This is a genomic window from Paenibacillus sp. FA6 (genome assembly GCF_051550225.1).
In the GTDB taxonomy this organism is placed as follows: Bacteria; Bacillota; Bacilli; order Paenibacillales; family Paenibacillaceae; genus Paenibacillus_AQ.
Genome location: NZ_CP188820.1, coordinates 4709752 through 4725495, shown reverse-complemented (window position 1 = coordinate 4725495; position 15744 = coordinate 4709752). Strand labels below are relative to the sequence as shown.

Genomic DNA, 15744 nt, shown 5'->3' with positions numbered 1-15744 from the left:
GTTCATCGTATCGCTGTTCACACTGGATATTCCACGCATGTGGAGTGTTGTGCATCGGTAGTGAGAAAGAAGCGATTTAATGCCACATATATCTAAATGTAATATCTATTTATACCCAAGTGGACACAACGCACAGCGCTTGGGACTTTGTTTTCTTAAAGGCTCTGTCAAAGCTCTTTGTTGATGTCTTAATAAGCAGGATAGTTTAAAAGTCACTACGGTAATGCGTATCATTAAAGTGTTAAAGAGAAAGTAGAGTTATAAATAGAATCATTCCCTAGTAATTCCTAAATATATTTGAGTATTTTGGAATGTCATTAAGCATAAACATCAAGTAGTTTCAGCAGCCTTACCTTAATATATTGCCGAAGCTGTTCAGGTTCTATTATTTCTACATGATCAATGATTTCGAGTACAACCTGGCATGCAGCTTCGTAGCTATACATATTTGCTGTAATTAAAAGATGATCGGCTTGTTGTAGCGTATGATGAATTTCTAGCTTTTGTAGAAAATTCATATTGGTCTTAGTTACCTTGAGTTTCACTAGATAATGCTCAATATTTTTGCGAGCCTGCTTAAAATTAGTCTCCTCTTTTCTCCAGTGTTCTTCTATTGAAAAATCTAACGGAGTATCAAACACCTCCTCCTGTAGTTCTGCCTTTATAATTCTTTCGCACTTAAATGTACGAATTTCCTTTGCTTCTTCACAGAATGCTACAAGGTACCACTCAGCCTTTTTTACTACAAGTCCATATGTATGCAACGTTCGGGACGAGGAATCCCCATTCACCTTATTGTATATAATGTTTATTTTCTGAGAACGCAACACCGCTACTCTCAATATTTCTAGGGATGGAATTGTCTCACGTTCTGTCCACCATGGCGTATCGTCAAAATAAAACCGGGCTTTTACCTTTTGAATGTCAGCTTGATAGGACTGTGGTAAAGTTTGCTCCAATTTCAGTAATGTATTTTTCAGCTTTAAACCTGATTCCGTTTTTCCATCTGAATATATTCCCATACCCGTTAAGTATAAATTAATAACATCGTCGATATGCAGTTGTTTAGGATCTACTGTATATCCTTCCATGAGGTAGACTCCGCCATTTGGACCTGGAGTAGTGGCAATCGGGATTCCTGCCTCGGATAGAGCATCGATATCCCTATAAATGGAACGAGTCGAGATTTCTAAAGCATCGGCGAGTTCTTTCGCTTTCATTTTTCCTCTTGATTCAATTAACAACAATATACCAATCAGCCTATGTAATCTCATAAAAGCATCTCTCCTATTGTTGCCAATATGTTGTCAACAATAGAAGTATATCATAGAGATATACTAAGGAGGTAAGTCAATAAATTTGGGAATGTATTCAAATGTACATTTAAAGTTGGTTATCATAACCCAAAAAATGGAGGCCTTTGTGTGATTAAAGTAGGGATATTGGGGACGGGGTTTGGTAGAAAGCATGCAGAATTATATAAAAAAATGACGGATTTTGAGGTGGTTTTAATATATGGTAGGGATAAAAATAAATTGAGAGAAATAAATAAGACACTTAACATTGAAACTACCACAGATATATACGAAATAATAAAAAATGAGGAAATTGACTTAGTTGATATTTGTTTACCTACCTCTATTCATACTAAATGGGCAATTGAAGCTTTAAAGCATCATAAGCATGTTTTTTGTGAAACACCACTATCTTATCAAATAGATGAGGCTGAAGAAATTCTAAATATTTCAAAAGAGTATCAAAGAAACGTATTTGTGGATTTGTTTTATAAATTTTCGACTCCGCATCATATAACAATAAACAAAATTAAAAACCTTGAGTTTGGCGAGGTGAAATCATTTTGTTCGTATAATAAAACTGCACCTAATTGGGGTAACTTAGGATTGCAGAAGAATGTTTCCGATTTCCACATCCATAATTTTGATTTCTTGATTGAGATTCTAGGAATGCCTGAAAATGTCGTTTCAAATGGCTTAGACTTGGGGAACCAATCAATCGCAATCACAACGTTAAATTATAAAAATAAATTCGCAGTTGTTGAGAGTTACACAAATTTGCCCAATAATTCTCCGTTTTATATAGGATTTGAGGTTATTTGCGAAAAAGGATCTATCAAGTTTGATGCTGAATATGGGGTAAACACAAGAGAAGAATTTGTGATTTATTATAGTGATGGAAGCAAGGAAGTATTAAACCCACAAATGAAGGATGATTATGAGGAAGTCATACATCATATTAGCGATTGTTTGGAAAATAAGAAAAAAAGTGAGTTTCTCGATATTGAATCCGCAATTCAGGCGATAAAGATAAAAGATGCCGTGCTAAAGTCTTTAAAAGCCAAAAAATCTATTCACATCGGTGGATGATATGAAATCGAAGCAAATTAATCTATATTTTCGGACAGGGGTTCGCCTCCCCTCATCTCCACCATGTAAATCCACAACCGCACGAGGTTGTGGATTTTTTATTTTCCTCGACATGTAGCTTCAGGGTGAGCTCCACATACTCTTTATACACGACGACCATCTTTACATTTCTTACTGGGATTTCCGATTCCTTCATCAGGACCGTCCTAGGTGGGCAACATGCAAAACCATTTCCATGCAAGTTCCCGACTTAATGTTGGTTGGAATGTTGTTCAAGTTAATATGGCTGTTAGCGTAAGTTCTGCAAAGAAAATTGAGTGAAATGGAGGGGGAGTGAATACTTTTGAGGTTATTGTAAAGCATCTAGAGCAGATCCAGTTGTTTCCCTGCTTAGAATACCGGGGATGGTGAATAAGTCCTAGAGATATATGAATTTGCAGTAGCCTTAGTCTGAGCATGTATCAGATTAGGGCTTTAAATATCTCATGAACTGGGATTAGTATTTGTAGTCGAAGTTACGAGCAAATAAAGAAGGGAATTCAGAAATCGGAGGATAAGATACTAAAGCATAAGAGAAATCGCATTTCGCGAGGGGATAGATGAACCAACTAGAAGTCTAATGCTTCTTGTGTAATTTTTTTAATATCAACAGGACAATTGGAACTTTCCTCAACAAGATCGGGTAATATGTGCTGCAAGAAGTAATCTACACAATGTAGTTTGATGTTCTTGATTTTGATCAATGCCTCACGGTACATGATAACAAACTCTTTCTCCGTATTGCCTCTTCTTAGTTCAGCGAAAGCTTCGTAGACTTGATCGAGTTTGTCAGCCATTTCAAGAATTAATCCTTCTACGGAATCATCTTTACCTTCACGTAATTGTCTACGGAAAATCGATTTGAGTTCCTCTGGAATATTCTCATCAATAAAATGTGCAACCATTCCTTCTTCTACTTTCTGGAGCATACCACGAAGTTCGAGAGAATAATGTTTCACAGGAGTTTTAATATCTCCAATAAATATTTCGCCGTAATCGTGGCTGCTCGTAATTTCGTAAAGTTTTTTCCAATCCACAGCTACTCCATTGCTTTCTTCAATATCCGCTAATGTTTTAGCATATTGCACAACTTTCCATGAATGAGCAGATACACTGTGTTCTTCAAATTTGAATTTACCTGGACAACGAATAATACGTTCTAGATCGTTGAGCGATTGAAAATAAGTGTGAATTCCCATAAGTATCGATCCTTTCCGTATATAAAGTTATGTTGTTACCTTAGTATAGGGATGATTTGTTATGGGAGAATTAAATCGAAATAGTAGATTATAGAATATGTAAAAGTCTATCAAATGGATGCTCATGAAGTGCATGAATAAAGTATGAGGGTTATACTAAATATAAAGAAGAACCAATGTTTACCGACCGTTAGTACAATAGACCGTGTACCTTACGAGGGACGGTCTATTTTTTGTGGTTAAGATGCTTATGGGACAAGCGTATAGTCGGTATTATTGAAGGGTGATTATAGATGCTAAAAGCTTATAGTTGGCTCACTTTTTGTGTAGTCGTATGGGGTAGCAATTTTGTGTTTGGTAAGATGTTAGTTCAGGACTTCTCCCCAGGTCTGTTAACATCGCTGAGACTTTTATTTATTGTGGTATTTTTAATTGGATTAACGTCTTACAAGAAAAGTTTCAAACGAGTGAATAAATCGGATGTACTATCCATTTTATTTCTAGGTGTTACTGGTGTATTTATAAATCAATGGTCCTTTTTTAAGGGTTTGCAAACAGCTGACCCTACAACATCTGCCATTATTTTAGCAATGACTCCTATTTTAACGGGCTTATTAGCAGCTCTTTTTTTAAAGGAAAAATTAATGATTCGTATGTTGCTGGGGTCTATTGTTGCGATCATAGGCATTTATTGTGTCGTTGTAAAAGGCGGTTCATCCTCTTTACATTTTGACAAAGGACTTATGTGGATTGTTGTAACGATGATAACATTCGCAATTATGATTATTATGACGAGGGTACTCTCGCAAAGAATAGATCCGTTTACGATTACTTTATATTCGAATCTGGTGGGCTTTATAGTATCGATCCCGTTTGCCTTCACGCTAGATAAACCTTTACGAATGAGCTCGAATATGACCGATTGGGCTCTGCTGATCGGAACTGCCCGTTGTTGTACATGGCATAGCCACACTGATTTGGAATAACAATATTCGATATGTTGATGCTTCAAAAGCATCTGTATTATCTAATTTAGAGCCTTTTGTAGCCATGATTATGGGATTAATATTACTGTGCAAACCAATTACGGGTGTAGAAATATTAGGGTCTTTGTTCATTCTAGCAGGAGTTATGTTATCTACGTATCAACGGAAAAAAGCGATATAACTGAACAACGAGCTGATACTTTAGTAAATCTTCGTTGGGAATATCGATATTTATGGAGGGGTTATTCGGACAGGGGTTCGACTCCACTCACCTCCATATGTCAAAACCACAACCAAATTTGGTTGTGGTTTTTGTGTTTCTGGGATATGAAACTTCAATATAAGTTCAGGCTCCGAACGATGAAAGCAGTTGTCGCAGAGAATTCCCTGTGATGGCTACTTTTTCTGATATTGGCTCGGATTGAAGCAAGCAAAGCTTTTCTGCTCTTATATTTACATAAAATACTAATTTGTAATATGACAAAAGTGATGACAACGCTCACTATTCAATTGGATATCTTTTTAGTATATTAGTCTATTACAACCGGAATAATCAAGATCTAGTCAGATAATCAATTATAAATCATACATACGAAATGGGGAGAATCATGATGCAAGGTTGGCACAGGTTTAGAAAGTCAGTAGTTGTAGCACTTATTCTAGTTATGTTATTCAATGTGGGATTCCCCGCTTATGCACAGGCGGTTCAACTACCGTTCGCAGCAGGTACAGGTCAAACCGCGGTATCCAATAGCGATATCATGAGAATGCTTGAAGAAGAGTATGGGGCTGAACAAGTTCCCATCATGTACGATACACTTCAAAAGTTAGGAATGATTAATCAACAGGGGCAAATCCTGCAAATGGCCATTCTATTGAATGGCAAGACCTATACGTTGGATGAAATGAAGATATTACTCATTAACCCTAAGACAGATCTTACCCAGATCGCTGAGGTGGATGGACAAGCTATCAGTCTGGAATCACTGAAGAAGATCATTGAAATTGAAGTGAAAATTGCGAATTTGGCTAAGGTACAAGATACTACAAACGTTAAGATGTCAGAGGAGCATCTGGATAATCTGGAGTCTCTATTCGATCAGGCGAGTACGGAAGGCTTCCCAACCGTATCCATGGACACGTATGGAGCAGATGGGGATAGCATAGAGACAAACGCATTGGCTTCTGTTCCAGTTAAGAATGGAGCAGACGATGCCTATCAGGATGAAGTCTATGCGACAGTGACGAATATAGAGCTTGAACTTAATAATGGCACAACGGGTGTAGCGAACGGCCCGAATGATACAGCGGATACACAAATCCCTAGACTTTCCTCCTATGGTCAATTATATGTGACATTTGAATTGAACAAGGAAGTGGATAAGGAAGTATCCTTCGATTACGAGTTAATAGGTGGCTCGCAAGGGGGACTTGTTGACTTTGTTGATGCTAATGACGGCATGAGTGCAGTAGCAAAAAGTTCCATGACGGAGGGCCCGTTAACTCGGTACATGACAGATACGACATCGGGAAAAGTCACGTTTGCTCCTCACACAACAAAAGCAACGTTAACCATTTCGAGTACTTTAGAGAAGATTATTTCAACTACGAACTATGCGGGCTACGTTCCCTCCGCCGGAGGGATGTCGAATGAAACTAAAATGAAACAAATCCTCCTAAATTATTATTGGAGTGGTTTTGCCAGAGGAGATTACTTGCACTTTTATCAATTCAAAAATTTAGACGCCATACATTTTGGTGCCAATCTTGGAATAGAGAATGTGGCTTCTTTACCAAATGATCGTGAGATTATCGGCAAATGGATTATTCCTGGTAATGGAGTTCAGAGTTTTAGAACAAATAATCGTTATTTCTATCCAAATGTCCATACCTACGAGGGTGGGGCTTACCTTGCTTTTTCTATTTTCCGCAATCAAGCAGGAAATCCCGGTACCATTCCTCCCTATGGACCGAAAGGTGACTGGCCTCGATTAAATCTCTTTAAGTCCGGAGAATATTATCATGCTTTTCAAAGCTCTGATTCACCCGAAATTTCAGAGGTGCAAGCAAAACCAGGGCAATATACAACGGGACAGATTGTTCCGATGATCGTGAAATTCAATCGCCCCATGGCGCAGGGATTATACCCGCCTAAGCCGGGAGCGAGGATGGATGATCAGTATTTGTCAAACTTTATGAGCAGTTCTGTGTTACAGCTGGCGAATGGGGATGTTGCTAAGCCTGAGTTATTAGGGAACGCAGGCACGAATTCTTATTATATGACCCGATATGCAATCAGGAATTATACTCCTAAGAGCCTATTATTCGTCAAATTAGGCTCGCTTTCGCCTGTGCTTGGCTTCAGTGCTGTTGTGAAAAAGGGAAGTAGTCCTGAAGACTTAAAAGTTGTGAGTGCAAACAAAATAATTGACGGTTTTGTTTATGACAGGCCGCCTACCAACCAGGAAATAACGGAATCCGATTTTGCGCAAAGCACCATTCCAGAGCTTCCATGGAATAAGGATTTTACCAACTCGCCGGAAATTACCATTCTCCCGGCACGAGCAGATGCCTTTGCTTCTGTGACGACAGATAGAACCGACTATAAAGTCGGAGAAACGATAACAGTTACTGTTAATCCGGACGAATCGAATGGCGCTAGCAATTGGCTTATGAATGGTGCAACAACGAGGGAAGAGTTGAAGAAAAGGTTGAGGTTGTCCATTGGCGATAGGGAAAATGGACTGATCGAAAATCTGGATTGGAAAAGAGATGTAGATGGGTTGGCTGTAGAGCCCGCCGTGATAGAAGGCAAGATGGTCGTCACACAAGATACGTTGAATCTTGTAACGGTTGATCATCAGGCAAATGGATCACTTCGCGCTAAAGTGTACTATAACCAGAATCACAATAATACGGATATGACAGAAGATTTCATTTTGCTTCAGAATCGGTTTGCGCCTTTTCAAGTCGAGAACGTGAAATATATTCATCCAAGTGACTTAGCGATTGTTTATCCGGTTACATGGCCTTCTGGGGAAGAGAATGTTGTTGCCTTGATTGATCCAATGTCAACTCAATTGACGTTTACGTATCCTCAAGATGCAACATACATTGCACCGAATCAATTTGAATGGAAGAGTAGCGATGATTCGATTGCTTCCATACAGGCGGATGGAACGATTGTGCCTAAACAGGCAGGAACCGTGACATTCAAGCTTATTGCCAAGAATAACGGCGCGCTCTCGCCTGAAACCTTCATCGAATCCGTTCCTATTGAAATGACAGCAGATGGCGTGGCCGCCATCGTCATTCCGTCGTTCTCCAATCAAATAAAAGTACAGCAGAATAAGGATGCAGTTGTCCTGTGGTCGACGAATGTAATGGATAAATACAAGGATCAGGCTGCGGCTGGACAGGAGCCTGATCATGCCAACTTTACTGTGGAATTGTACGACGGGAATTGGAAGCTTGAGCAGTTGCAAGGCAAAACACCGATGCAGACCTGGGCAGCTCCCGCAAAGACAGAACTAGTCAATGCGACTTCTTTTCATATTCCGGGTGCGTTGCTCAGTAAGATCTCTGCGTCCTCTATACCAAGCTATACAGTGAAAGTCAGTACGAAACATCCGGATCCGAACAAAATAGGGAAGGTGCTCTCCGCTACTGCTCATATCATTGTGACCTCTCCTGCGGCAATCGTCACGCTTAACAAAAGCATGGGACAGTTTATTATGGATGATCAGGGTGTGTTGCCGCTTCACTGGATGTTGCAGAATTTCGATCCGCTGAATAAAGGTGATTTTGAATTCCAGGTAACGAAGAATGGACAATTGATCCCTAACAGTCTCATTACGTTTGATGCGGTGAGCAATCAGTTCAGTCATTCGAATGTCACGGAAGCTGGGGGAAGTTACGACTTGTCCATTGATCCTGTTCTGGATCCGACGCGGGTCAAAGATGTTTATGCGATTACATTAAAGGCGAAGAATAGTCTAGATTCAACATGGTCATATGATTCTTTGTATCTACAAGTGTACAAGAAGGGAGCCTTCCATATTCAAGTGGACGGGAATGATCAATCATCCTATAAGATGAGCAACATTCCTATGATTCAGTCCATGACGAGTGAACAGATCCTGGGATTGAAACGAAAGATAACGTTGTCGAATAGCATAGGAATCAATAACGATGCCTTTTCAGATCTAGGTGCCATTACAGATCAGTTTGGCTGGAAGTCAACGCAGGATAGGGTAGCAGCCCTGTTTTATCAATCGGGTAATATAACAGATAATATTCGTAATTTCTCTAACGATTCCTATCAGCCTAAACAGCAATTTACGCTTGCGGGCCAGTTAGACGGAAATACGACGATCACGGCACGGCATGCCAATACAGGAATGGAATCCCACCTCGACTTGCAGGTGGACACGCTGAAAGACAAATTGTATTTATTCCAGTTCTATCCGAAGACTATGGCGACTGTCACGTATTCAGATCAGAAGGGAACAGAGAAGACGGTAACGACCAATGCGGATGGAGAACTTGCTTTATATGATGAAGAAGGTATTGGTAGCGATGTATATGTGACATCCAATTTGGGCGGAACAACGTATACCGGTGTTATGAGTCAAATCGGGCTTAAAAGTCAGGAAGGCAACGCTATTACGCGGGACCTTTATCCGGTCAATATCCTTCAGATGCGTCAGTTGGCTAAGGTAGAAGTGTACTTCAAGAAGCCGGATGGACAACCTTATACAGGAGAGATCACATACTTTGGTGGTGTGTATAAGAATGGATATTTCGCGGAAAGGACTAAGATCGGTGGAGATGGGATAACGAAGACGTTAGGCAACGATGGGAAATTAGAGGTCATTTTTGATACCACTGACTTTTATTCCAAAGAGGCCGGGGAGACGAATGCAGCGAATCTGTCTGCCAAAGACCAGTTATCCTTTATGATTGAGGCGCATTTCGATGGGGATCACTATTATCCGCAAGTGTACACGCTCGCTGGAGATACGAATCCTGTGGATATGGTCGCTATAGGTTCCAAAATCTCGCGCCTGATCGACAACAAAAGCGGACTTCCTTCCGTCTATGCGGTCAATCAATATGTTCAGAAGACGAATACGAATGAACGGAATTATATTACGGATTATAAGGGACGTTTCGGGCCTAGCAATGCGACTCCGTCTATACAGGTTGTTACCGAATTTATGTGGTGGGAACAGCAGGTTGACGGGCAGGCTTCCGCAACTATGCAGAATGACGTAGGAACGAACACGCAAGGTCAATCGTATCAGACGATTAAATATCCCTTTTCGAAGTGGTATACCACGCGGCACGTACAACTGCTAAATAAAGATACGATCTGGTTGGATAAAGGTAAGGCCGGTGCGACCCGTTTCAAGTTATATGATAAGCCGGAACATTTTCTTCAAAGTACGACCACTCCTGCTACATTGGTGAATATGATTGGAATTCAGGAAGCGACACCGGCAGAGGTGAAGGGGAAGCTTCGGGAGATCAAGCAGGAAATGAATGGAGCAAGTGGAATCATAAAAGGGCCAAGCAATAATGATAAAATAGCCCTTGATGCGCTTAATTTGCTGAAGAATCTAAAGATGAATGTCGGCCCAATGTCGATGTCGATTATTCCGACACCTGATCCGACCGTCTATAAAACCTTTATCGTTATGAATCAAGGGGAATTGGCAAAGGTAGATTCCGAGGGATTAGGCGTGAATTATTTACAAACGGGCTCGAAAGACTTCATTCCCGGCATAGGAGATGTAAAGAGTTTCATAAATCCTTCCTATGTGCAGAAGCAGAAAGATGAACTGAAATCTAGCAAGAAAGGTTCTAGTAGTGCGGATCCAGGTCTTGCCTTCGGCGGATATTACGTGGGCGAAATTAAATTCAATCCCAATACGGGTAAATGGGAGAATATCCTGCACTCTGGCGGATTCCATGCAGGAGGGGAGTTCTCGTATACGCAATCCTGGAATATGATGGCCGGTCCTATTCCGGTGACATTCTCATTTACCGTTGGGGGAGGCGCGGAGGTTGACTTTGCGACAAATGTGCTATTCAGTCCGCTACCTGACCTGGCCTGGAACAATCCAGCATTGGATAGCGTCAATGACTATCTGACTTCTCTTCGTATCTTTGCGTATGTGGAGGCATTCGGGGGATTTGGTTTTGATTATTCGATTATTGCTGCGAAGATTGGCATATTTGGTAGAGTGACCGTTGACAATACGAGCACATGGCTGAATCGGGATTATTTAGCTACGGGAAGCAAGCAAGTACAATACGGAAATAAACTATCGCTTGAAGGCGTAGTAGGTGTTCGTGTGGTCCTCAAGTTCCTCTTCTTATCTTTCAGTCATGACTTTGCGTCACTTCGGTATAGTCATTCCTGGATGTTCAATCATTGGACAGCCATTCAGGAATACTGGCAAGCTAACAGTAAGGTGCCTCTTAGCGCGGCGAATGTAGAGATGGCGACCCTTGCTTACATGAAGTCAATTGGGGAGGACCCAATGCAAGTCATCAACTCACAGACATTGGAGAACCGGGACTATCTGAAGGAATATGAGCGAGCTTGGAATGCTTCTGGACAGTCAATTGACCATATGAAGAGTCGTTCGTGGTCACAACACTCTGGAATACAGGTAACGTCAGCCAATACGCCACAAGTGTTGCAAAGTAATGCCTATCCTTATTCAAATCCGGAAGTAGCAGCCGATGGCTCAATTGCCGTGTATTTGTCTGATGGGGGAAGCGTGAAGGTAGAGGATACGGTTGCCTCCTGGATGGTACGTAGCGGAAATAATTATATAGATCGAGGACCTATTGCTACAGATGTACCAAAGGGCTATGGGGATACGAATCTGCATGTTTCAGGCGAAGGGAATCTACTTGCAGCGACTTGGGTCAGACAGAATCAGATCATAGGCAAAAAGGCCGGTGCAGCATTGACCAATGAGGAAATCATGCTTATGAACAACAGCGCTGAAGTCATGGTATCTATCTATAACGGAACTGGATGGAAAACGTATCGTTTGACAGACAACCAGACTCCGGATGTAGCACCCGTGGTTTCGGTCAGCAATGGTAAAGTGCTCGTTGCTTATCGAAGCGTAGTCGCCGGGAATATAGATAATCCACTGGATTTCTCTCAATCCGATCATATTATGTATACTGTACACAACGATGCCACCCAAACATGGAGTGAACCGGAAACACTTTATAACGGTACCCAAGGTCCAGTGATGGGATTATCCAGCGAAATGTTGAGTAACGGTCGGGCTGCGGTTGTATACACGCTGAATCAGGAGGATAATCATGGACCGCAGGCTTCTGGCAATCAGATCATATACAGTGTTCTGGATACGGATGTGGATGCCACTGCTTCCTCGAAGACATGGAAAACGAAAGGCGTCATCAAGAACTTACAGGTTACACAAGACCAGAATGCGAATGAGAATCCGAAGCTTACCAGTGCCCGGTTCCAAGACGGACAAGAGAGATTTATACTTGGTTGGTATTCGTCAACGCAAAGCAATGGATTAACAGATTCCAATATTCGATTGCTAGCGTTTGAACAGAATGGTGAAGTGGATTCGAATTTCGTAGACAGTTTGTCAGCCATTAAAGGTGCTAACGAAGTCAAGATCAATCCAAACTTTACATTTGCCCGCACCACCTCTGCAGATAAAACATTGGATAAACTTTCGATCATTTGGAAAGATGCAGAGACGCAAATGGATGCGAACAAGATTACTTCGCGTGATTCGATCAATGCGGTCAAATTTGGGGAGGATGCAGACGGACTATTCCTATCGGGCGTCTTATCTCTAGGAACACTTCCGGATTACACGGAGGCCGATGCCATTAGTGCTTATGTATCCGCTGGGTCAGGTTACGGTGTTCAAGCTCTTATTCTGGGAACCACCTATACGACCGATACGCAGACCGTGGGAACGATTATACCGACGTCACCTACGGATACAGGGGATGCAATACCGGTCCATGTGTCTAAGAGTGTAAGTGACATGTACACGTTAAGCGCCAATTATCAAAACGGGTTTAAGGCTAGCAACATCATCTATAACCCGGAAGAAATTATTCCTGGATTCGACTTGCCTATTCAATTCAATGTGGTGAATCAAGGAATGAGTAAAATTCAATCTGTAGATATTCAATTGGATGGTCAGAAGACCAATTATGACAAGCTGACGCAAGTGCCAAATGAAACGAAGGCATACATCGCAACATATGGGGTTCCCGCATCGATCAAGGATATACCTTATGATGTCACGGTTCATTTTGCAGATGGAACCCAATTGTCAACTTCAGGAACGGTCACGTTGGATATTCCTGATGTGGGTATATCTGAAGTCCATGTGATGAAGGAAGAAGACGGGAAGCGTAAACTTTCGATTCCGATCTACAATAAATCCCAAGCTAGCTTGGCTGGAAAGGGAAGAATCGTTAAATTCGGTCTGTATAAGGACGGCGTATTTGATGCGGATCATTTAATCGGCCAAGTACTGGATATCTCTGACCATGCTTCCTTAGAGCTTATGGATCAAGGTGGATATACGAATACCCTTGATTTCGACGTGAAGAGCTATTTGAATACACTTCAAAAGGGGGAAATTCCTGCTGCTGGATTGAATGTATTCGTGCATGCATGGGTAGTAGATGCGCAAGGGGAAGTGATTAAGGAATTTGACTCTTCCAATAATAGCGTCAAAGTTACTGCTGAGCATCTTGCCACCAAATATAAGAGTGATCCGGTCCTGTTGTCGACAAGCTTAAGCAATGCACAGGCTGGGTCCGAAGTGACCGTTACGATGCAAAATATGAACATGGCGAACATTGTTTCTGGCAACGTACTCGTGAATCTTTTGGATCAAGATGGAAAAGTCATAGAATCCAAATATATCGTAACGGATGCCACCAAGCTGTTACGTTTTGGTTCAGAAGAAATCAAGGATGGCAAGGTAAGCTTCAAGAACAAGGGAGAATCCGTACAGACGATGTTCTTCCTTGAAGATGGAAAGAATCTAGATGGTACGCTTAGTGTGGTCGATCTAGAAGGTGTTCCACTAGAATTTGAAGCCGACAAGACAACCTATTCACTGAACGTATCGGACCTGAAGGCTACGAATATGCTAGCAGTGGCATCCAATCCGAATGCGACAGTAACTTTAACGGATATAAAGGGTAAGACGTTATCGACTGGAGCGGGATTTGTCTCCTTCCGTCAAGCCTTGGAACGTTCACAGGCGGGTACGCCTCATCGTTTTAAAGTTACGGTTAAGCCTGCTAGTCAGAGCGGCAAAACGATAACTTACACGTTCGATGTGACGAATACACAAACCAACAGACCAGAACTTGCTCTAAATACGAAAGGGAACAAGCTGGGCGGGGAGATATATACAGGCGACGTTGAAGTTGGCCTGACTGCATATGAGGTAGATGGATTTGAACTTGCGCAAGCGATGTTCAAGGTGAACGATGAAGCTTGGGAAACGGTCGCTTACAACGGAACGAGTGAAGAGCGTTTAGCGACCTTGTCAGATCCAGGAGTTCATAAAGTATCGGCTAAGGTGAAGCTTAAGACAGGAGAAGAATATGCCTTGGAGCCGATCACTTTGGAAATCAAAAAGGATACGGATACGACACCGGAACCAAATCCAAATCCAAATCCAGAACCAGGACCAGGACCAGAACCAGAACCAGAACCAGAACCAGAACCAGAACCAGAACCAGAACCAGAACCAGAACCAGAACCAGAAATTAAACCAGTTCCATCGATACCAGATTCGACCACGTCACCGAAGGTTCCGGATGATTCATCCGGTGTAAGCGAACCATCTAGTCCAGATGGTTCAGCTCAGCAAGCATTGTTTAACCTTCAAATGATCGACTGGAATGCGACACTAAAGAAACTGGAGACAAGCTGGAATGTGAATGCTTCGGTCCACAACAGATATTTGGATACGATCACGCATTGGGCAAATAAAACGATTCATACATGGGTTAGACTGGATGTGATTAGTGGATATCCAGACGATACATTCAGACCGAATCGTTCCATTACACGAGCTGAATTTGCGACTCTGCTGACCAGATTGTTTGTTTTTGAAGATACGAGTCAAAGGTCAACGGCCTTTAAGGATGTAACGAACCATTGGGCAGCTGAAGCCATTGATACACTTGCTAAGCATGGTGTGGTGAAGGGTTATCAAGATGTAAGCTTCAAACCCGATCATACGATTACTCGTGAAGAGATGATTGTCATGCTTATGCGTCTTGTGCAAACGGATGTTTTACCTACTCAACAGCAAGTAGACTTTAAGGATTGGAATACAGTGGGTGGATTCGCTAAAGATGCTGTACAAATTGCGGTACAAGCTGGGATCATCGGCGGATATCAAGGAGAACTGCGTCCTAAGGGCGAAGCATCTCGCGCAGAAACCAGTGTGATGCTGCTTCACTTGTTGGAACTGGAACCTCGCATTCAATCCATGGTGAATAAGTAGTAACCATTGGGCATGAAGACGATTACCATCATCATCATCATCATAAAGCGGGCACTGAACTAACCAAGCAGGCAGGTATCACAGAGGATTCTCTGAGATGCCTGCCTTTTCCGTTAACGTTCAACCATTAAATTACATTGTGTCATATGACACAATTGATGACAGTGGTTACTATTTTGTCTTTTTATAATAGATTATGATAATGGATTGGAGAAAAGTCACATTAGTCAGGGAAATCCTTGAAATGGATGTTATAGGTTCGGAGTCGATATGAATGATCTTATATAAGAAGGGGAAATGTATCTTAATAATAATATGGAGGTAGTCATGTTGAAGAATAGGAGAAAATTTGCATCTTAACCATAGTGAAGATAGTATCGGACTGTATTCGATAGAAACTTGATTTCTAATATAATCTTCGGTAAATAACATTAAATAACAAAGATCGAATGAGGCTAAGCAGAATATGTTCGGTCTTTTTTTTGTTGAGAAGCAATACATCTGTCGCCATATAAGTGAAGAATAAAATTGGAATACCATGGGTTAGCAAAAGGATGAGGGCTTCGTTAAGTTC

At 41.5% G+C, this 15744-nt stretch carries 6 protein-coding genes; 4 read left to right on the top strand and 2 right to left on the bottom strand.

Annotated features, from left to right (window positions below):
• Positions 1 to 317: 317 nt before the first annotated feature.
• On the bottom strand, positions 318 to 1274 hold the full coding sequence (locus ACP8HI_RS21450) for a helix-turn-helix transcriptional regulator (RefSeq protein ID WP_438348175.1): 957 nt from the start codon (positions 1272 to 1274) through the stop codon (positions 318 to 320).
• A gap of 150 nt (positions 1275 to 1424) precedes the next feature.
• On the opposite strand from ACP8HI_RS21450, the gene ACP8HI_RS21445 reads away from it, so the two are divergent.
• The gene (locus ACP8HI_RS21445; protein WP_438348174.1) at positions 1425 to 2384 is read left to right on the top strand and encodes a Gfo/Idh/MocA family protein; all 960 of its coding nucleotides are present in this window, start codon (positions 1425 to 1427) and stop codon (positions 2382 to 2384) included.
• A gap of 608 nt (positions 2385 to 2992) precedes the next feature.
• Here the strand turns inward: ACP8HI_RS21445 and ACP8HI_RS21440 are convergent.
• Entirely contained in the window at positions 2993 to 3622 is a 630-nt protein-coding gene (locus tag ACP8HI_RS21440) for a YfbR-like 5'-deoxynucleotidase (protein ID WP_438348173.1), read from the bottom strand.
• A 293-nt stretch (positions 3623 to 3915) separates the two neighbouring features.
• Here ACP8HI_RS21440 and ACP8HI_RS21435 point away from each other — a divergent pair, with 293 nt between their 5' ends.
• From ACP8HI_RS21435 to ACP8HI_RS21425, 3 genes are all read left to right on the top strand, one after another.
• On the top strand, positions 3916 to 4608 hold the full coding sequence (locus ACP8HI_RS21435) for a DMT family transporter (protein WP_438348172.1): 693 nt from the start codon (positions 3916 to 3918) through the stop codon (positions 4606 to 4608).
• A complete protein-coding gene (locus ACP8HI_RS21430) occupies positions 4565 to 4789 on the top strand; it encodes an EamA family transporter (RefSeq protein ID WP_438351937.1) in 225 nt (74 codons plus the stop codon). Before ACP8HI_RS21435 ends, ACP8HI_RS21430 begins: the two co-directional genes overlap by 44 nt.
• Positions 4790 to 5216: 427 nt before the next feature.
• Positions 5217 to 15170 carry an S-layer homology domain-containing protein gene (locus ACP8HI_RS21425; protein WP_438348171.1) on the top strand — a complete coding sequence of 3318 codons (9954 nt, stop codon included), beginning with the start codon at positions 5217 to 5219 and terminating at the stop codon, positions 15168 to 15170.
• Positions 15171 to 15744: the final 574 nt, after the last annotated feature.

Coding starts and splice junctions, on each gene's coding strand:
- ACP8HI_RS21450 (WP_438348175.1), bottom strand. CDS start 1,274: ATGAGATTACATAGGCTGATTGGTATATTGTTGTTAATTGAATCAAGA.
- ACP8HI_RS21440 (WP_438348173.1), bottom strand. CDS start 3,622: ATGGGAATTCACACTTATTTTCAATCGCTCAACGATCTAGAACGTATT.
- ACP8HI_RS21435 (WP_438348172.1), top strand. CDS start 3,916: ATGCTAAAAGCTTATAGTTGGCTCACTTTTTGTGTAGTCGTATGGGGT.
- ACP8HI_RS21425 (WP_438348171.1), top strand. CDS start 5,217: ATGATGCAAGGTTGGCACAGGTTTAGAAAGTCAGTAGTTGTAGCACTT.